The sequence below is a fragment of the Mycobacterium sp. E1214 genome (genome assembly GCF_001666755.1).
Taxonomy (GTDB): Bacteria; Actinomycetota; Actinomycetes; order Mycobacteriales; family Mycobacteriaceae; genus Mycobacterium.
The window spans coordinates 1-19,041 of record NZ_LZJC01000150.1; the positions used below are offsets into that span (position 1 = coordinate 1).

Genomic DNA, 19,041 nt, shown 5'->3' on the forward strand with positions numbered 1-19,041 from the left:
CTAGCCGGCCGCGCACCACCAGGTAGGACATGCCGCGGGGCCGCTCGACGAGCTCCTGCTTGGACTGCGCCGATCCGACGAAGCCGACCGGGCCGCCGAGCACCCCGGCCGGCGGGGCCACGCCCTCGTCGACGAGTTCGAGCAGCCGGAACAGCGCGGTCGGGGCGTTGCCGATCGCCAGCACCGCGCCGGGCAGCCGATCGGCCCACAGCTCCACCCCGGCGGCCGAGCGGGTGGTGCCGCGCTCGGCGGCCAGGCCGGCGGCCCGCGGATCGGCCACCAGCGACACCACTTCGTTGCCGGCGGGCAGCCGGGCGCCGGTGATCCCGGCGGCCACCATCGACGAATCGCAGAGCACCGGGGCGCCGGCCCGCAGGGCGGCGCCGACCCGCTCGACGACGTCGGCGGTGTAGTCGACGTGTTCGGTGACGTCCACTTGCCCGCAGGTGTGGATCAGGCGGACGACGACGCGCGCGACGTCGGCCGGGAACCGCGTCAGGTCGGCCTCGGCGCGGATGGCCGCGAACGACTGTCGGTAGATCTCCGCCGCGTCGCGAATGTAGTCGAGCACCCGCCCACCTTATGACTTCAGCGCAGCCGGTATCCGTCCCCGGTGGCGACCCACACTTCGCCGGTGGGCGGGCTGCCGCACGCGCGGTCGCAACCCACGAAGTGCCGGTGCGCCGCGGCGCCGGCGACCAGTGACCGCCCGACGTCCGCCCGCACGTCCGCGGCCGAGTGCGCGCAGCCGGGGCTGCCGGTGCAGGCGCTCACCGTCAACCACGGCGAGTTCGCGTCGAACACCAGCCCGAGCGGCGCCAGCACCCGCAGCGCGACGTCGGCCACGGCCTCGTCGAGGTCGCACACCAGCACCGAGCGCCACGGCGTGATCACCAGGGGCGCCTCGATGGCGGCGAGGTAGTCGGCCACCCGGGCCGGCAGCACGCCCAGCGGCACCGCGGCCCCCAGCGCGACCCGGCCGTCGTCCTGTTCGAGCCAGCCCACCGGAGGCCTGGTCACCGCCGGCAACACAACGCCCGCGGCGTCGGCGCCGGGCAGCAGGCCTGCGGGGTCGGCCAATTCCTGGACGCGCCAGGCGGTTCCCCGGGCCTCGACGAACCGCAGCGCGACGGCGATCAGCGTCGTCACCGCCTCGCTGTGGGGCACCCGGACGCCGGTGTCGCGCCCGGCGAGCAGCGCCGCGCAGCCGTCCGGCAGCGCGTGCACGCCGACGTCGGCCCGCAACCCGGACACGTCGGCGCGCCCGTCGTCGAGGCTGAACCAGAACCGGCCGCCCAGCTCGGCCAGGCGCGGCTCGGCGCAGATCGCCGCGTCCAGGTCTGCCACCCATTCCCGGACGTCGACGTTCCCGCCGGCGCGCCCCGACAGCGGCGACGCGACGATGCTGCGGACCCGCTCGTGCGTGGCCGACGGCAACAGGCCGGCGCCGGCGATCGCGTCAGCCACCGCCGCGACGTCGGTGATCCCGCGGACCTGCACGTTGCCCCGGGCCGTCAATTCCAGGGTCCCCGAGCCCCAGTGGCTCGCGGCGGCGCTCAGAGCGCCGAGCTGGGCCGCGGTGAGCATCCCGCCGGGCAGCCGCACCCGGGCCAGCGCCCCGTCGGCCGCCCGGTGCACCTGCAGCGCACCCGGGCAAGCGTCGGTTCGGCGCGTCCTGGCCACCAGTCCACGGTACGGGGCCAACCGGCGGGACTTGGCTTCAGCCAGAACCTAACCCTTACCTGGTCAGCGGGGCTCGCCTTAGCGTCGACACGGTGAGCATTGCCACCGCGCTCGACGCTGCCTCCACCACCGCGGGCGGCGCCCCGGCCACCGCGCCGGCCGGGTACTGGGCGCGCCGCAAGTGGGACGTCATCCGGGTGGTCTCGCCGGTGGCGCTGCTGGCCTTATGGCAGCTGGGCAGCGCCATCGGGGTGATCCCGCAGGATGTGCTGCCGGCGCCGTCGCTGATCCTGGACGCCGGCCTGGAGCTGATCCGCAACGGTCAGCTGGCGGCCGCCCTGCACGTGTCCACCATGCGCGTGGTCGAGGGGCTGGCGCTGGGCGGGGCCGTCGGGGTGGCCGCGGGCGCGGCGGTCGGGCTGTCGCGCTGGCTCGAGTCGACCGTCGACCCGCCGATGCAGATGATCCGCGCGCTGCCGCATCTGGGTTTGATCCCGCTGTTCATCCTGTGGTTCGGCATCGGCGAGTTGCCCAAGGTGTTGCTGGTGGCGTTGGGGGTGGCGTTCCCGCTCTACCTCAACACGTTCTCGGCGATCCGACAGGTCGACGCGAAACTGTTCGAAACGGCTCAGGTGCTGGGGTTTTCGTTCCCACAGCGGCTCACCCGCATCATCGTGCCCAGCGCGGCGCCGCAGGTGCTGGTCGGGTTCCGACAGTCACTGGCGATAGCCTGGATGACCCTCATCGTCGCCGAACAGATCAACGCCGACAAGGGAATTGGCTTCCTGATCAACAACGCCCGCGACTTTCTGCGTATCGACATCATCATCTTCGGCCTCATCGTGTACGCGCTGCTCGGCATCCTGACCGACGCGGGCGTGCGTCTCATCGAGCGGCGCGCCCTGCGCTACCGACTCTAGAAAGGTTCGGTGTGACACTCATCGCTGACTCCGGCGCCGCCACCAGGGCGCGCACCGACATCGCCGGTGAACTGCGCCACGTCGACAAGTGGTACGGGGACCGTCATGTCCTCAAAGACGTGTCGCTGCAAGTGCGCAGCGGCGAGATCGTCGCGCTCATCGGACGCAGCGGCTCGGGCAAATCGACGGTGTTGCGGGTACTGGCCGGCCTGTCGCCCGACCACACCGGGGACCGGGTGGTGACCGGCGCCCCGGCGCTGGCGTTCCAGGAGCCGCGTCTGTTCCCCTGGCGCGACGTGGTCACCAACGTCGGCTATGGACTGACCCGCAGCCGCCTGTCCAAATCGCAGGTCCGGCAACGCGCGGAGCGGGCACTGGCCGACGTCGGCCTGGCCGACCGCGCCACCGCCTGGCCGCTGACGCTGTCCGGCGGTCAGGCCCAACGGGTTTCGCTGGCCCGGGCGCTGGTCGCCGAACCGCGGCTGTTGCTGCTCGACGAACCGTTCGGAGCGCTGGACGCGTTGACCCGACGGACCATGCACGCGCTACTGCTCGAGCTGTGGCGCCAACATCGGTTCGGCGTGCTGTTGATCACCCACGACGTCGACGAAGCGGTGGCGCTGGCCGACCGGGTGCTGGTCCTCGACGACGGCCGCGTCGTCCACGCGACCGACATCGACGAGCCGCGCCGCGCGACCGGCGCAGCCGGGGCGCACACCGAGCAGCGCCGCGCCGAGCTGCTCGACCGGTTGGGTGTGCGGCTTTGAGGGGTTGGCTCGCGACGATCGCGGCCGTCGCGCTGGTGTCGGCCGGATGCGTCTCTCGGACAAGCACTTCCGGTCCAGCGGCACCGCCGGCCGCGGTGCCGCTGACGGCGTTGGCCGGGCTGACGCTGCAAGTCGGTGACCAGAAGGGCGGCACCGAGGCCCTGCTGCGCGCCGCCGGGCAGCTGGACAACCTGCCCTACCAGGTGGCGTTCTCGACGTTCACCTCCGGGCCGCCGCAGGTGGAAGCCGCCACCGCCGGCAAGATCGACTTCGCGATCACCGGCAACACCCCGCCGATCTTCGGGGCGGCCAGCAACGCGAAGATCAAGGTGGTCTCGGCGTACGGCGGCGGGGGAGCGGGCAATCGCATTCTGGTGCATGCGGATTCGCCCATCACCTCGGTGGCCGGCCTGCGCGGCAAGGCGGTCGCGGTCGGCAAGGGCAGCTCGTCGCATGCCAACCTGTTGGCGCAGCTGGACAAGGCGGGACTGAAAGCCTCCGACATCAAATTCGTATACCTGCAGCCTGCCGATGCGCTGTCGGCGTTCAGCCAGCACCAGGCCGACGCCTGGGCGATCTGGGATCCCTACACGGCGCAGGCCGAACAGCAGATCCCGGTGCGCAGCATCGCCGAGGCGCAGGGCGTCACCAACGGCGACTGGCTGGGCGTCGCGTCCGATCAGGCGTTGGCCGACGCCAAACGCAACACCGCGCTGTCAGACCTGTTGGTGCGCTTCGAGAAGGCGGTGCAATGGGCGCGGGCCAACCCCCAGCGGTGGGCGCAGAGCTACGCCGCGGCGGTTGGCCTAGACCCGCAGGTGGCCGCGGTGTCGCAAGGCCGTAGCCTGCGGTTGCCGATCGAGCTCGGCGACGACGTGGTGGCCTCGGAGCAGAAGTTGGCCGACCTGTTCGCGGCCTCCGGTCAGCTCGAGTCGGCGCCACGGTTTACTAACTCAGTCGACCGTCGATTCAACGAGGTGTTGCGCCAAGGCCTCGTCAGCTGAATAGGGGAGGGTATGCCGGCGAAGTTCTTCTGGTTCCTGCCGACCACCGGCGACAGCAGGTCCATCGTGGGCGGGTCGCACGCGTCGTCGCACCACGCAGTCCCCGCGAGTCATCGCGAGCCGAGCCGCCGCTACCTGGCCGAGGTCGCGCGGGCGGCGGACCGGCTGGGTTACGAGGGTGTGTTGACGCCCACGGGCACGTGGTGCGAGGACGCGTGGCTGACGGCCGCCGCGCTGTTGGCCGAGACGGAACGACTGAAGTTCCTGGTCGCCTTCCGGCCTGGCCTGGTGCCGCCGACGTTGGCCGCGCAGCAAACCGCGACGCTACAACGTTTTTCGGGAGGACGGGTGCTGCTGAACGTGGTGAGCGGCAGCGACGACCTCGAGCAGCGGCGCTTCGGGGACTGGCTCGACCACGACGAGCGCTACGCGCGCACCGGTGAATTCCTGCACATCGTCAGCTCGGTGTGGCGCCAGGAGTCCGTCGACTTCAACGGCAAGTACTACCACGTCGAAGACGCTCGGGTGTCGGCGCCGCCAGACCCGTTGCCGCAGATCTACTTCGGCGGTTCGTCGGCGCCCGCGTTGGACATCGCCGCCGAGTACGTCGACGTGTACCTGACCTGGGGTGAGCCGCCGCAGGCGGCGGCGGAAAAGATCGCGAAGGTGCGCGCCCGCGCCCAGGAGCACGGCCGCTCCCTGCGCTTCGGCATCCGGTTGCACACCATCACCCGCGACAGCTCCGCCGCGGCGTGGGCGGTGGCCGACGAGCTGCTGAGCGAATTGAGCCCCGAGCAGATCGCCAATGCCACTGCGCAGCACTCCCGTTCGGAATCAGAGGGGCAGCGGCGGATGACCGCCCTGCACGGCGGGCGCCTGGACAAGCTCGAGATCTACCCGAACCTGTGGGCGGGAGTGGGACTGGTCCGCGGTGGCGCCGGCACCGCGCTGGTGGGCAGCCACGAGGAGGTCGCCAACCTGATCGCCGAGTACCACTCGCTGGGCTTCGACGAGTTCATCCTGTCCGGCTACCCGCACCTGGAGGAGTCGTACTGGTTCGCCGAGGGTGTGCTGCCCATCCTGCGGCGCAAGGGCATTGCCTGACGCGCGTGCGATTGAAGGCTCGGCGCCGCGGGCACCCTCGTGGCCATGCGCACCCACGAGTACGCGCCCGGCCGGTTCGCCGACGTTTACGGTGACTCGGCGGCGCCCACGATCCTGCTGTGGCACGGCGCGCAGACCGACGCCCGCGCGGCGGTCGGGCCGCTGGCCGGCCTGCTCGCCGAGCGCGGCGCGGCGGTGGTGGCCGCGGACTGGAACTCCCACGCCGCCGACGGCGGCCGTGCGGACCTGCTGCGGTCGCTGCAGTTCGCCCGCGGCCTCGGCACCGACGGTGTGATCCTGGTCGGGTGGTCGATGGGCGGTGCCGCCGCAGCGGGTGTGACGCTCGAGGCGGGGCGGTTGGACCTGACGGTCCACCACACCGTCTGCCTGGCCGGCGCGTTCATCGTCGCCGACCCCGTCTTTGGGCGCCCGCTGACCGGCGCGCTGCCCGAGGGGCGCCCCGGCTCCCCGTTCACCCTGCTGCACGGCATCTCCGACGACGTGGTCCCGGTGGACGCCAGCCGGGACTTTGCCGGGCGGCTGCGGCGGGCGGGCTGGCCGGTGGAGTTCGCCGAGCTGGACGCCGATCACGGGTCGATCGCGGGGGCGGACTACGACGCCGCCGCCGACTGCTACCGGCCGGCGGCGGGCGGGCCCGCGCTCGGCGTCGCCCGCGAGGTTGCCGACCGGATCGCCGCGACGCTGGTGCGGTAAGAATGGTGGGTGGCTGAGCCGACCATCCTGCTGCTGTCGACGTCCGACACGGACCTAATCAGCGCCCGCTCCAGCGGCAAGAACTATCGGTGGGCCAACCCGGCGCGGCTGTCCGACGACGAGTTGCCCGCGCTGCTGGACGGCGCCGACGTCGCGGTTGTCCGCATCCTCGGCGGATACCGCGCCTGGCAGAGCGGCATCGACGCGGTCACCGCCAGCGGCGTGCCGACGGTGCTGGTCAGCGGCGAGCAGGCCGCCGACGCCGAGCTGACCGGCCTGTCCACGTTGGCGGCGGGGATCGCGGTGCAGGCCCACATCTATCTGGCGCATGGTGGCGTGCATAACCTGCGCCAGCTGCACGCCTTCCTGTCCGACACCGTGCTGATGACCGGGTTCGGCTTCGGCCCACCCGTGGTCACCCCGACGTGGGGTGAATTGCCGCGGGCCGGCGCCCGCGACACCGCCGGCCCGACGATCGCCGTGCTGTACTACCGCGCGCAGCACCTGGCCGGCAACACCGGCTACGTCGACGCGTTGTGCCGGGCCATCGAGGACGCCGGGGCGCGGCCGCTGCCCGTCTACTGCGCGTCGCTGCGCACCGCCGAGCCCGCGCTGCTGCGGCGGCTCGGCGACGCCGACGCCATGGTGGTCACGGTCCTGGCGGCCGGAGGGCTCAAGCCCGCCGCCGCGTCAGCCGGCGGTGACGATGACAGCTGGAACGTGGAACACCTTGCCGCGCTTGATGTTCCGATCCTGCAGGGGCTGTGCCTGACCAGCCCGCGCGCCCAGTGGTCGGCCAACGACGACGGCCTGAGCCCGCTCGATGTCGCCACCCAGGTCGCGGTGCCCGAGTTCGACGGCCGCATCATCACGGTCCCGTTCTCGTTCAAGGAGATCGACGACGACGGGTTGATCTCCTATGTGGCCGACGCCGAACGCTGCGCCCGCGTCGCCGGGCTGGCCGTGCGGCACGCGCGGCTGTGCCAGGTCGCGCCGCCCGACAAACGGGTGGCCCTCGTGTTCTCGGCGTATCCGACCAAACACGCGCGCATCGGCAACGCGGTCGGCCTCGACACGCCGGCCAGCGCGGTGGCGCTGCTGCGCGCCATGGCCGACCGCGGCTATCGGGTGGGAGACCTTCCCGGAGTCGAGGCCGGCGACGGGGACGCGTTGATCCACGCGCTCATCGAGCGAGGCGGCCAGGACCCCGACTGGTTGACCGCCGAACAGTTGGCCGGCAACCCGATCCGGGTCTCCGCCAAGGACTACCGCGACTGGTTCGCCACGTTGCCGGCCGAACTCGCTGACGCGGTGACCGAGCACTGGGGTCCGCCGCCCGGCGAGCTGTTCGTGGACCGGAGCAACGATCCCGACGGCGAAATCGTCATCGCGGCAATCCAATCCGGCAACCTGGTGCTGATGGTGCAGCCACCGCGCGGTTTCGGGGAGAACCCCGTCGCCATCTACCACGACCCCGACCTGCCGCCGAGCCACCACTACCTGGCCGCGTATCGCTGGCTGGACACCGGGTTCGGCGCCCACGCGGTGGTGCACCTGGGCAAGCACGGCAACCTGGAATGGCTGCCCGGCAAGACGCTGGGCATGTCGGCGGCCTGCGGCCCGGACGCCGCCCTGGGCGACCTGCCCCTGATTTACCCATTTCTGGTCAACGACCCCGGCGAGGGCACCCAGGCCAAGCGGCGGGCGCACGCCGTGCTGGTCGACCACCTGATCCCACCGATGGCGCGCGCCGAAACCTACGGTGACATCGCACGTTTGGAGCAGTTGCTCGACGAGCACGCGAACGTGGCCGCGCTGGATCCGGGCAAGCTGCCGGCGATCCGCCAGCAGATCTGGACGCTGATCCGGGCCGCCAAGATGGACCACGACCTGGGGCTGGCCGAACGCCCGGCGGAGGATTCGTTCGACGACATGCTGCTGCACGTCGACGGCTGGCTCTGCGAGATCAAGGACGTCCAGATCCGCGACGGCCTGCACATCCTCGGTCAAAAGCCTTCCGGCGACGGCGAACTCGACCTGGTTCTGGCGATCCTGCGAGCCCGGCAGTTGTTCGGCGGCGAGCAGGCGCTGCCCGGCTTGCGCCAGGCGCTCGGCCTCGCCGAGGACGGCACCGACGCCCGCGGCTCCGTCGACCACACCGAGGCCGCCGCGCGCGAACTCGTCGCCGCCCTGCAAGCCACCGGCTGGGATCCCGCCGCCGCCGACCGCCTCACCGACGACGCGACCGTCGCGGCGGTGCTGCGGTTCGCGGCGACCGAGGTGGTGCCGCGGCTCGCCGGCACCTCATCGGAAATCGATCAGGTGCTCAACGCGCTCGACGGCCGGTTCATCCCGGCGGGCCCCTCCGGGTCGCCGTTGCGCGGGCTGGTCAACGTGCTGCCGACCGGACGCAACTTCTACTCCGTCGACCCCAAGGCGGTGCCGTCCCGGTTGGCGTGGGAAGCCGGTGTGGCGCTGGCGGATTCGCTGCTGAACCGGTACCGCGAGGACCACGGGCGGTGGCCCGAGTCGGTGGGCCTGTCGGTGTGGGGCACCTCGGCCATGCGCACGGCCGGCGACGACATCGCCGAAGTCCTCGCGCTGCTGGGTGTCCGGCCGGTCTGGGACGACGCGTCGCGCCGCGTCGTCGACCTGACCGCCATCCCGCTGACCGAACTGGGCCGGCCGCGCATCGACGTGACGGTGCGGATCTCCGGGTTCTTCCGCGACGCCTTCCCGCACGTGGTCACGATGCTCGACGACGCGGTCCGGCTGGTCGCCGACCTCGACGAGCCCGCCGAGGACAACTACGTGCGCGCGCACGCCCAGGCCGACCTCACCCAACACGGCGACCAACGACGCGCCACCACAAGGATTTTCGGATCCAAGCCCGGCACCTACGGCGCCGGGCTGCTCCAGCTGATCGACAGTCGCAACTGGCGCGACGACGGCGACCTCGCCGCCGTGTACACCGCCTGGGGTGGCTTCGCCTACGGCCGCGACCTGGACGGCCGCGAGGCGGTCGACGACATGAACCGCCAGTACCGGCGCATCGCGGTGGCCGCCAAGAACACCGACACCCGCGAACACGACATCGCCGATTCCGACGACTACTTCCAGTACCACGGCGGCATGGTGGCCACCGTGCGGGCGCTGACCGGCCAGGCCCCCGCCGCCTACATCGGCGACAACACCCGGCCCGACGCAATCCGCACCCGCACGCTGTCGGAGGAGACGACGCGGGTGTTCCGCTCCCGCGTCGTCAACCCGCGCTGGATGTCGGCGATGCGCAGGCACGGCTACAAAGGCGCGTTCGAGATGGCCGCGACCGTCGACTATCTGTTCGGCTACGACGCCACCGCCGGGGTCATGGCGGACTGGATGTACGAGCAGCTGACCGAGCGCTACGTGTTGGACCCGGAGAACCGCAAGTTCATGGAGGAGTCCAACCCGTGGGCGCTGCACGGCATGGCCGAACGGTTGCTGGAGGCCGCGGGCCGCGGCATGTGGGCACAACCCCAGCCGGAGACCCTGGACGGCTTGCGCCAGACGCTCCTGGAGACCGAGGGGAGCCTGGAGGGCTGACGCCGGCGCGGGTCTGTGGCGGGCCGCCCTGTCGGTGGCGACCGTGCGGCCGGCCGCACGCCTGGCACACACCGCCGCGGTAGGTTGAACGCTGTGACGCCCACCTTCGCCGACCTCGCCAAGGCGCAATACATTCTGCTCACCACCTTCACCAAGGACGGCCGGCCCAAGCCCACGCCGATCTGGGCCGCGGCTCAAGGGGACCGGCTGCTGGTCATCACGCAGGCGAAGTCCTGGAAGGTCAAGCGGATCCGCAACACGCCCCGCGTCACGCTGGCCACCTGCACCATGAACGGCAAGCCGACCAGCGAGGCGGTGCAGGGCACCGCGGCGGTCCTGGACAAGTCGCACACGGCCGCCGTCTACGACGCGATCGGCAAGCGTTACGGCCTGCTGGGCAAGGTGTTCAACCTCTTCAGCAAGCTGCGCGGCGGCATGGAGAACAACGTGGGCCTCGAGTTGCGCGTGGGCTGACGCCCGCAACGAATGTCGACGACCCCGCACCTGGGCGCAGGCCGGCCTCGACGGCACACGTTCGCAAGGGCGTTGTCGCCCAAGCCTGGTCGTTGATCCCGGCGCGATGGCAGGATAGGCCTTCCCGCAGGGTGATCGAGATAGGTTCGCCGATGGAGATGCTCGACCTTTTTCACCAGTTGGTCCGGTTCGAGACGGAGCTGTGGAACGCGGTGGACGCCCGCTTGCGTAGAGATCTCGACCTTCCGCTGAGCCGGCTGGAGCCCATGCAGGTGATCGCGCGGCGATCATCGTGCCGGGTGAACGACATTGCCGAGGAGCTGGCCATCACCATCGGCGGCACCAGCAAGTTGGTCGACCGTATCGAAGCGGCGGGTTACTGCATTCGCCGCGCGAATCCGGCGGACGGCCGGTCGACGATCATCGAACTGACGGCGCAAGGCCGCCGAGTCTTGGCGAAGGCGGTCACGGCTTTCGACGAGGAGCTGCAGCTCCGCATCGGGTCGGCGGTCGCTCAGCGATCGCTGCGGCAGTTCCATTCGACGCTTGTCGCGCTGCGAGCGGCCAACGCCGCCGTCGACAAGTAACCGCAGCGCGTTTACATTCCACGGAATGTATATTAGTGATCGGTACGCGGCGTTCGCCGCGAGGCGAGGAGATCACGCATGAGGGCGGCCTGGTACGACCGGCAGGGCGACGCGGCGAGCGTTCTTGAGATCGGTGAACTTCCCGACCCCTCACCCGGACCGGGTGAGGTTCGCGTGCGGATCTCTTTCTCCGGCGTCAATCCCGGTGATACGAAGAAGCGTTCGGGGTGGCAGGGCGGGGCGATGAGCTTTCCGCGAATCGTTCTGCACAGCGATGGCGCCGGAGTGGTCGAGGCCGTCGGCGACGGCGTCGATCGCGACCGGGTGGGGCAACGGGTGTGGATTTACGGCGCCCAGTCCTATCGGCCATTCGGCACCGCCGCCCAGTTCAGCTGCGTTCCCGCCGCGCAGGCCGTCCCGTTGCCCGACGAAGTGTCCGACGGGATGGGTGCCTGCCTGGGAATCCCGGGCATCACCGCTCATCGGGCCGTATTCAGCGACGGGCCGGTCGAAGGCAAGACGCTCCTGGTGCACGGCGTGCTCGGGTCCGTCGGCTCGCTGGCGGCTCAACTGGCGAGCTGGGGCGGGGCCACCGTCATCGGCACCGTCGTTCGCGAAAGCGACCTGGGCCGGGTGGACGGCTCGGTGATCGCGCACGCCGTCGCGTTGAGCGACGGCGACGCCTCGGCCGCGGTGCGTGACTTCAGCCCGGCCGGGGTGGACCGCATCGTCGAGGTGGCTTTGTCGGACAATGCCGAGTTGGACGCGGCGGTGGTGGCCAACGACGCGGTGATCGCCGCGTACGCGACCCGCAGGGACAGGCCCGAGTTGCCCTTCTGGCCACTGGTTTTCGCCAACACGACGGTGCGTTTCCTGGGCAGCGACGATTTCCCGGCCGCGGCCAAACGGCAGGCGGCGGCCGACCTGACGACCGCCGCGCGAAGCGGCGCGTTGACCATCGCGGTGGGACCACCGCGCGCGCTTGCGGAGATAGCCGGGGCGCACGATGACGTGGACCGCGGGGCGCGCGACGGCCGGGTCGTGCTGGCCGTAGGGCGCTGAACCGGGCTAGGCCGGCTTTGCCGCAAGGTGTTCGCCGAAGAAGGCGAACACCCGCCGCCACGCGTCCTCGGTGGCATCGTGGTCGTAGCCGAAACCCGAGATCCGCAGCAGCGGTTGGGCGGGCAGCTCGTTGGCGAAGCTGTGGCCCGCGCCCGGATACACCTTCACGTCGGCCGTAATGTTCTTGGCGGCAATGGTTTTGTTCAGCTTCTCCGGCGCGCCACGGCCGAGCGGGTCGCGACCGCCGAAGCTGGCCACGACCGGGCACGCGCCGTCGAGCGTCCTGTCGAGGTTGCGCGGCAGCGGAGTGCTGTAGAACGGGGCTGAGGCGCCAAATCCCTTGGGCGACATGACCAGAGCGAACTGGCCACCCATGCAGAACCCCGCGATGCCCACCTGGCCCGTGCATTCGGGCAGGGCCTGCAAGTGATCCCGGGCGGCAAGGATGTCGTCGAGCGCGGGGCCGCGCTGCGTCTGCAGGTCCTTCATGACCCGCGTGATGCAGCGGATCCGGCCACCGCGGGCGTACAGGTTGGGGGTGATCGCGAGGTACCCGGCCCCGGCGATGCGCTTGTTGATCGACTCCTTGTCGCGGCTGTATCCGAAGAGGTCGTGAACCACCACGACGCCGGGCCAGGGGCCCTGACCTCCGGGCAGGTCCAGCAGCGCGTCGATCTGTCCGGTGGGCGTATCGATCTGAATCGTCGTCATACCGTCATCTAATCGCAGCCGTGCCGCGCGGCACCACGGGAACTTCCAGACGTTTGCCCCGCGTTGTCCGATCATGGTGTCGCGGTTGTTGCTGATCTACGCGGTTGTCGAAATCGCGGTGATCTTTGCTCTGGTGTCGACGGTCGGGTGGGGCTGGACCCTGCTGGTGTTGTTGGGCACGTTCCTGCTCGGGTGGGGCGTCGTGGCTCCCATGGCGGGTTCGCGCCTGGTGCGCCAGGTTGGGCAGCTGCGCCGGGGCCTCGGCGCGTCACGCGGCGCGGCCGGTGACGGCGCGCTGATCGGGCTCGGCGCCGTCCTCGTGCTCATCCCCGGTCTGGTGAGCACCGCGCTGGGGCTGTTGTTGCTGCTGCCGCCGGTGCGTTCGGTCGCCCGCCCGGCGCTGACCGCGGTCGCGATGCGCCGGCTGCAGCGGATTCCGGGATACCCGGCCGCGGCGGCGCGGCGCCGCCCGGCCGCCGAGCGCGACTACATCGACGGCGAGATCATCGACGGCGAGATTATCGACGGTGAAGTCATCGACGGTGAAGTCATCGACGGCGAAATGGCCCGCGACCTGCACCCCTCGGCGTCGCCGCGCTCCACGCGCCGCTGAACCGCGCCGCCCTGCTCGTCAGGTCGGTGCCCGAACGTAGTTTTGCCCTATGACGCGGACTGATGGACCGCCCACCACGCTGCTAGTCAACGGTCACGTGCACAGTCCCGCTCAGCCGGACGCGACGGCCTTGGCCGTGCGCGGCGACGTCATCGCGTGGCTGGGCAGCGACGACGTCGGCCGCCGCCTGTTTCCCGATGCCCGCGTGGAGGACCTGGCCGGCGGGTTCGTGGCGCCAGGGTTCGTGGACAGCCACGTGCACGTGACCGCCACGGGCCTCACCCTCAGCGGGCTGGACCTGCGGGCCGCCGAGTCGCGCGCGCACTGCCTGCGCATGATCGCCGAATACGCGGCCGCGCATCCGGGGCTGCCGGTGTGGGGCCACGGCTGGGACGAGACGGCGTGGCCGGAGAACGCCCCGCCGAGCACTGGCGACCTCGACGCCGTGCTCGGCGACCGACCGGCCTACCTGACGCGCGTCGACGTGCATTCCGCGCTGGCCTCGACGGGGCTGCGCCAGCGGGTCAGCGGGCTCGCGGCGGCGCCCGGGTACGCCGCCGCGAGCCCGCTGGCCGGCGACGCGCACCACCTCGTCCGTGCCGTCGCGCGGGACCTGCTGACCGCTCAGCAGCTGGCCGACGCGCGGGCCGCGGCCCTGGGCGCGGCCGCCGCGGCCGGCATCGTCGCCGTGCACGAGTGTGCGGGACCGGAGATCGGCGGGCTCGACGACTGGCTGGCGCTGCGCGCCCTCGCCCACGGCGTCGAGGTGATCGGGTACTGGGGCGAGGCGGTGAGCACCGCCGCGCAGGCGCGTGAGCTCGTCGGGGCCACCGGTGCCCGCGGCCTGGCCGGTGATCTCTTCGTTGACGGGGCGCTCGGGTCGCGCACCGCGTGGCTATGCGAGCCCTACGCCGACGCCCCGGACCGTCACGGCACCTGCTACCTGGAACCCGACCTCATCGAGGCCCACGTCCGGGCCTGCACCGAGGCGCGGGTGACGGCCGGTTTCCACGTCATCGGTGACGCGGCCGTGGCCGCCGCGGTGCTCGCCTTCGAGCGGGTCGTCGACGCGCTCGGCGCGGTGGCGGTGGCGCGCTGTGGCCACCGGCTGGAGCACGTCGAGATGGTCACCGCCGAGCAGGCGGCGAAGCTCGGCCAGTGGGGCGTCATCGCCAGCGTGCAGCCCAATTTCGACGCCGAGTGGGGCGGCGAAGCCGGCATGTACGCGCGCCGTCTGGGCCCGCAGCGAGGCAGTCAACTCAATCCGCTGGCGCTGTTAGCATCCCAAGGCGTGCCCCTCGCGCTTGGTTCCGACGCCCCCGTCACGGGGCTGGACCCGTGGATGAGCGTCCGCGCTGCCGTCAACCACCGCACCCCGGGCAGCGCCGTCTCCGCGCGCGCGGCGTTCGCGGCCGCGACCCGCGGCGGCTGGCGCGCAGCGGGCGCGCGTGACGGCGCGGCCGGCACCCTGACCCCGGGCGCCCCCGCCTCCTACGCGGTGTGGGACGCCGGGACGCTCGACGTCGAGGCGCCGCGCGACGCCGTCCAGCGCTGGTCGACCGATCCCCGCTCTCGGGTGCCGGCCCTGCCCCGGCTGGGCCCGACGGATCCCCTGCCGCGATGCCGGCGAACGGTGCACCGCGGCGCGGTGATCTATGGCTAGGCGCTGGTCGAGACGCCGGAACCAGGGTGAGGGCGGTGACCAGCGCTCCGAAGGCCCCGACCCGGCCCATGCCGACCAGCCCGAACCGGCCGATCGCATCCGCGAGATCACGGCGGTCGGCCCGGCCACCGACGCCAGCGCTGACGAGGCCGAGGCCGACCGCGACGACGACCCCGCGGCAGTGCACAGGGGGGCCGCGGCGCACGCCAAGCCCGACCCGCAACCAGGGCTGGACCCGCAAGCCGAGCCCGACCCGCAAGCCGAGCTCGGCCCACCAGCCGAGCCCGAGGCCGCCCCGCAACCCGAGCCCGACCTGCCACCCGGGCCGGAGCCAGAACCCGACGCGCAACGCGAGACCGACCCGCAAGCCGGGCCGGAATCCGCGCGGCGCTCCGGCTCCGCCGCACTGCGCGTCGCGACGGCGGTGGGCGCGGCGGTGGTCGCGCGGCTGCCCCGCCTCGGCGCCGCGCTGCTGCCGCGTCTGGCCCGGCTCGCGTGCGTCGTGGCCGGCGGGCTGTTGCTCTACGCGAGCTTCCCGACCCGGAACTGGTGGTGGGCCGCCGTCCCGGCGGCCGCACTGCTGGGCTGGGTGCTCACGCGCGCCGCCACGACCGCGATCGGCGGCCTGGGCTACGGCTTCGTGTTCGGCCTGGTGTTCTACCTGCCGTTGCTGCCGTGGGTGGGCAGCCTGGTCGGACCGGTGCCCTGGGTGGTGCTGGCCATGCTGTGCGCGGCGTTCCCCGCCGCCTTCAGCCTGTTCGCGGTGGTGGTGCGCGGGCTGCCGGGATGGCCGCTGTGGTTCGCGGTGCTGTGGGCCGCCCAGGAGTGGGCGAAGTCGACGTTCCCGTTCGGCGGCTTCCCGTGGGGCGTGGTGGCCTACGGCCAGACCCACGGCCCCTTCCTGCCGCTTGCCCAGCTCGGCGGCTCGACCCTGCTCTCGGTGGCCGTCATGCTGATCGGCTTCAGCGGCACCGCCATCGCGCTGGAGATCGCGGCGTGGTGGCACGGCCCCGGCGGCCAGCGGACCGCCGAGCCTGACGCCGCCGTCGACCCGCCGGGACACACCGACTCCGCCCCGCCCGCCGTGGTGCTGCCCGGCATCTGCATCTGCCTGGTTCTGCTCGCCTCCGTCATCGTCTGGCCGCAGGTACGGCACGCCGGCACGGGGTCCGGCGGCGAGCCGCCCGTGACGATCGCGGTGGTGCAGGGCAACGTGCCGCGCCTGGGTCTTGGCTTCAACGATCAGCGCCGCGCGGTGCTGGACAACCACGTTCGTGAGACGCTGCGGCTGGCCGAAGACGTCCGCGCCGGCACCGCCCCGCAGCCGCAATTCGTCATCTGGCCCGAGGACTCGTCGGACATCGATCCGCTGGTCAACACCGACGCCGCACTCGAGATCTCTCAGGCCGCGGTGACCGTCGGCGCGCCCATCCTGATCGGCAGCGTCCTGGCGGTCCCCGGGAGCCCGCCCGACGATCCCCGCTTCACCAACACCATGATCGTGTGGAATCCGTCCACCGGCCCCGCCGACCGCCACGACAAACAGATCGTGCAGCCCTTCGGCGAATACCTGCCGATGCGCTCCTTCTTCCGACACCTGTCGGGGTACGCCGACCGCGCCGGCAACATGGTGCCCGGCGCCGGCAACGGCGTGGTGCACATCGCCGGGGTGCCGCTGGGAGTGGCCACCTGCTGGGAAGTGATCTTCGACCGCGCCCCCCGCAAGGCCGTCCTGGACGGCGCCCAGCTGCTCGCCGTGCCGGCCAACAACGCCACCTTCAACCAGACGATGAGCGAGCAGCAGCTGGCGTTCGCCAGGCTGCGCGCCGTCGAACACGACCGGTACGTGGTGGTGGCCGGCACCACCGGAATCAGCGCCGTGATCGCCCCCGACGGCGCCGAGCTGGTCAGCACCGACTTCTTCCAACCCGCCTACCTCGACATCGCGGTGCGCCTGAAGACCAGATTGACGCCGGCGACGCGATGGGCGCCCGTCCTGCAGTGGGTGTTGCTGGTGGTGGCCGGGGCGGTGGTTTTGGTCGGGATGCGGCACAATGGTTGGTTCGCGCGTCCCGTTCGTCTCAGGTCCACCGCCGGCGACGAAGCCTCGAGCGCCGGTACGCCGCCGAGGGACCCCCCGCCCGGGCAGGGACCCTCGGATCCGCCGCCCGCCGAGGGCGGTGACCGCACGCCGCCACCTGGCGGCGGCGAGGACAGTCCGCTCCCCGAGGGCGGCCGACGACCGTCGCGTCATTCCGGGCGACACAGAGGAGCTACATGACCACCGGCCAGCCGGCGCCCCAAGCCCAGGGCAACCGTCCCAGCCAGCGCGTCCTCGTGATCATCCCGACCTACAACGAGCGCGAGAACCTGCCGGTGATCCACCGGCGGCTCAAGGACGCCTGCCCGCACGTGCACCTGCTCATCGTCGACGACAGCAGCCCCGACGGCACCGGGCAGCTCGCCGACGACTTCGCCGCCACCGACGCCGGGCGCACCCACGTGCTGCACCGCACCGCCAAGGACGGCCTGGGCGCGGCGTACCTTGCCGGCTTCGCCTGGGGGCTGAGCCGCGACTATTCGGTGCTCGTGGAGATGGACGCCGATGGCAGCCACGCGCCCGAACAACTGCACCGCCTGCTGGACGCCGTGGACGCCGGGGCGGACCTGGCGATCGGCTCACGCTACGTCGACGGGGGAGCGGTGCGTAACTGGCCGTGGCGGCGCTGGGCGCTGTCCTGGACGGCCAACACCTACGCGCGGTTGGCGCTGGGCATCGGGGTGCACGACATCACCGCCGGCTACCGGGCCTACCGCCGCGAGGTCCTCGAGAAGATCGGCCTGGACGCCGTCGACTCGAAGGGCTACTGCTTCCAGATCGACCTGACGTGGCGGACAGTCTCCAACGGGTTCACCATCGCCGAGGTGCCGATCACCTTCACGGAGCGCGAACTCGGCGTCTCCAAAATGAGCGGATCGAACATCCGCGAGGCGCTGGTCAAGGTCACCCGGTGGGGCATCGAGGGCCGGCGGACGCGCACCCCGGCGGCGCGCGCCAAGAACTCGTCGTAACCCGGCGGGTCAGCCGCGCCGGCGGGTCTTGATGATCTCGAGGCGCTCCTTGAGCAGCTCTTCGAGCTCCTCCACCGAGCGGCGCTCCAGCAGCATGTCCCAGTGGGTCCGCGGCGGCTTGACCTTCTTCGGCTCGGGCAGGTCGCCCTCGATCAGGGTGCCTTCCATGCCGTTGCGGCACAGCCAGGTGCCGGGGATCTCGGCGTCGTCGGCGAACGGTACTTCGAACTCCTCGCCGTTCTCGGTGCGGTACTTCGCGAGCTGGCGTGGCGCCAGGTCGTGGTTGCGGTCGGTCTCGTAGCTCACGGCTCCGAGACGACTGCCCCGTAGGACGCGATCAGCCATGGCTGCTACTCCTTACCAGTCCTTCGGGCCTGCAGGCCCGGTTTTGTTCCGTATAGCAAACGCTGCGGCGCTGTGCGCAGTTCCCCGGCGGTGCACCGGTATCCGCGACGCGACCTTCCATGATACCGGCGATCCGGGGCGCGCCGGGCATCGGCGACTAATGTCGTCAGGCGTGACCCGCCGTGCCCGCCCGCAACCGTGCCGCTGGTGCGGCCGCGACGTGCCCGACGCGAGCGTGGGCCGGCGCCGCCAGTACTGCCGTCAGTCGTGCCGCCAGCGGGCCTACGAGCAGCGGGCGTCGTTGACCCGCGACGGCGCGGCGGCCGTGCCCGCCGACGCGGTGGTGCTGTCGGCTGAGGACGCCGCCGACCTGTCGGACCGGGTGTACCAGGTGCGCTGCGCGGCGGAGGATATCGCCACCGCCCTCGACGAGGGCGCCCCACCGGCCGAGCTACGGGAGCTGTGTGACGTGTTGGTGCAGGCCGCCAGGGCCGCCGACGGTTGGCGCCGCGCCGGTGTATGACGTGGGCGTGACCATCGCCAATGGCTAGCCGGGTACAGTCGCGCCATGGACCACGGCCCACGGATGCAGCGGACCGTCGTCCCACGAGCGAACCGGGCGCCCCGCGTCACGCCTGTCCTCGACGGGGCGCCGCGGTCGCCGAAGCCGAATTCCCTGTAGCACTCGGGGAGCGGACGTTTTGAAATCCTGTCGGAGTTGGACATACTCACCAGCA

Annotated in this window: 16 protein-coding genes and 1 pseudogene; 13 read left to right on the plus strand and 4 right to left on the minus strand. The window is 71.7% G+C overall.

What is annotated here, in order from left to right; all coding sequences use genetic code 11:
• The coding region (locus A5700_RS20710; protein ID WP_068204973.1) for a precorrin-8X methylmutase at positions 1–571 on the minus strand (571 nt) is incomplete at its 3' end.
• A gap of 17 nt (positions 572–588) precedes the next feature.
• The gene (gene cobG / locus A5700_RS20715) at positions 589–1,683 is read right to left on the minus strand and encodes a precorrin-3B synthase (protein WP_068067941.1); all 1,095 of its coding nucleotides are present in this window, start codon (positions 1,681–1,683) and stop codon (positions 589–591) included.
• A gap of 92 nt (positions 1,684–1,775) precedes the next feature.
• On the opposite strand from cobG, the gene A5700_RS20720 reads away from it, so the two are divergent.
• The 9 genes from A5700_RS20720 to A5700_RS20760 all read left to right on the plus strand — a co-directional run bounded on the left by A5700_RS20720 (position 1,776) and on the right by A5700_RS20760 (position 11,900).
• Complete coding sequence (locus A5700_RS20720; protein ID WP_068067944.1) at positions 1,776–2,603, plus strand: ABC transporter permease; 828 nt, start codon at positions 1,776–1,778, stop codon at positions 2,601–2,603.
• Between the two features lie 11 nt (positions 2,604–2,614).
• On the plus strand, positions 2,615–3,370 hold the full coding sequence (locus A5700_RS20725; protein ID WP_068067946.1) for an ABC transporter ATP-binding protein: 756 nt from the start codon (positions 2,615–2,617) through the stop codon (positions 3,368–3,370).
• Entirely contained in the window at positions 3,367–4,374 is a 1,008-nt protein-coding gene (locus A5700_RS20730) for an ABC transporter substrate-binding protein (protein ID WP_068067948.1), read from the plus strand. Before A5700_RS20725 ends, A5700_RS20730 begins: the two co-directional genes overlap by 4 nt.
• 12 nt (positions 4,375–4,386) lie before the next feature.
• Entirely contained in the window at positions 4,387–5,478 is a 1,092-nt protein-coding gene (locus A5700_RS20735) for an LLM class flavin-dependent oxidoreductase (protein ID WP_068067951.1), read from the plus strand.
• 45 nt (positions 5,479–5,523) lie between these two features.
• Complete coding sequence (locus A5700_RS20740) at positions 5,524–6,192, plus strand: alpha/beta hydrolase (RefSeq protein WP_068067955.1); 669 nt, start codon at positions 5,524–5,526, stop codon at positions 6,190–6,192.
• Between the two features lie 9 nt (positions 6,193–6,201).
• Positions 6,202–9,777, plus strand: a complete 3,576-nt coding sequence (gene cobN / locus A5700_RS20745) for a cobaltochelatase subunit CobN (RefSeq protein WP_068204975.1) — start codon at positions 6,202–6,204, stop codon at positions 9,775–9,777.
• Positions 9,778–9,870: 93 nt separating this feature from the next.
• The gene (locus A5700_RS20750; RefSeq protein WP_068067961.1) at positions 9,871–10,251 is read left to right on the plus strand and encodes a PPOX class F420-dependent oxidoreductase; all 381 of its coding nucleotides are present in this window, start codon (positions 9,871–9,873) and stop codon (positions 10,249–10,251) included.
• Positions 10,252–10,403: 152 nt separating this feature from the next.
• The gene (locus A5700_RS20755; protein WP_068068108.1) at positions 10,404–10,838 is read left to right on the plus strand and encodes a MarR family winged helix-turn-helix transcriptional regulator; all 435 of its coding nucleotides are present in this window, start codon (positions 10,404–10,406) and stop codon (positions 10,836–10,838) included.
• Positions 10,839–10,916: 78 nt separating this feature from the next.
• Entirely contained in the window at positions 10,917–11,900 is a 984-nt protein-coding gene (locus A5700_RS20760) for an NADPH:quinone reductase (RefSeq protein WP_068067964.1), read from the plus strand.
• Positions 11,901–11,906: 6 nt separating this feature from the next.
• On the opposite strand, the gene A5700_RS20765 is transcribed toward A5700_RS20760, so the two are convergent.
• Complete coding sequence (locus A5700_RS20765) at positions 11,907–12,611, minus strand: dienelactone hydrolase family protein (protein WP_068067967.1); 705 nt, start codon at positions 12,609–12,611, stop codon at positions 11,907–11,909.
• Positions 12,612–12,684: 73 nt separating this feature from the next.
• Here A5700_RS20765 and A5700_RS20770 point away from each other — a divergent pair, with 73 nt between their 5' ends.
• From A5700_RS20770 to lnt, 3 genes and pseudogenes are all read left to right on the plus strand, one after another.
• Positions 12,685–13,224 carry an FxsA family protein gene (locus A5700_RS20770; protein WP_068067970.1) on the plus strand — a complete coding sequence of 180 codons (540 nt, stop codon included), beginning with the start codon at positions 12,685–12,687 and terminating at the stop codon, positions 13,222–13,224.
• 49 nt (positions 13,225–13,273) lie between these two features.
• Positions 13,274–14,887, plus strand: a complete 1,614-nt coding sequence (locus A5700_RS20775; protein ID WP_068204977.1) for an amidohydrolase — start codon at positions 13,274–13,276, stop codon at positions 14,885–14,887.
• Positions 14,888–15,311: 424 nt separating this feature from the next.
• Positions 15,312–17,959 (plus strand): annotated as a pseudogene (lnt, locus tag A5700_RS20780) (apolipoprotein N-acyltransferase).
• Between the two features lie 9 nt (positions 17,960–17,968).
• On the opposite strand, the gene A5700_RS20790 reads toward lnt, so the two are convergent.
• Positions 17,969–18,304, minus strand: a complete 336-nt coding sequence (locus tag A5700_RS20790) for an RNA polymerase-binding protein RbpA (protein WP_068067977.1) — start codon at positions 18,302–18,304, stop codon at positions 17,969–17,971.
• A 172-nt stretch (positions 18,305–18,476) separates the two neighbouring features.
• Between A5700_RS20790 and A5700_RS20795 the strand changes: the two genes are divergently transcribed.
• Positions 18,477–18,827: a hypothetical protein gene (locus A5700_RS20795; protein WP_369828296.1), complete on the plus strand. Its 351-nt coding sequence runs from the start codon at positions 18,477–18,479 to the stop codon at positions 18,825–18,827.
• Positions 18,828–19,041 lie beyond the last annotated feature (214 nt).

Excerpts from the sequence above, each read along its gene's own strand:
- A5700_RS20735 (WP_068067951.1), top strand. The coding sequence starts at position 4,387 with ATGCCGGCGAAGTTCTTCTGGTTCCTGCCGACCACCGGCGACAGCAGG.
- A5700_RS20740 (WP_068067955.1), top strand. The coding sequence starts at position 5,524 with ATGCGCACCCACGAGTACGCGCCCGGCCGGTTCGCCGACGTTTACGGT.
- A5700_RS20755 (WP_068068108.1), top strand. The coding sequence starts at position 10,404 with ATGGAGATGCTCGACCTTTTTCACCAGTTGGTCCGGTTCGAGACGGAG.
- A5700_RS20760 (WP_068067964.1), top strand. The coding sequence starts at position 10,917 with ATGAGGGCGGCCTGGTACGACCGGCAGGGCGACGCGGCGAGCGTTCTT.
- A5700_RS20765 (WP_068067967.1), bottom strand. The coding sequence starts at position 12,611 with ATGACGACGATTCAGATCGATACGCCCACCGGACAGATCGACGCGCTG.
- A5700_RS20770 (WP_068067970.1), top strand. The coding sequence starts at position 12,685 with ATGGTGTCGCGGTTGTTGCTGATCTACGCGGTTGTCGAAATCGCGGTG.
- A5700_RS20775 (WP_068204977.1), top strand. The coding sequence starts at position 13,274 with ATGACGCGGACTGATGGACCGCCCACCACGCTGCTAGTCAACGGTCAC.
- A5700_RS20790 (WP_068067977.1), bottom strand. The coding sequence starts at position 18,304 with ATGGCTGATCGCGTCCTACGGGGCAGTCGTCTCGGAGCCGTGAGCTAC.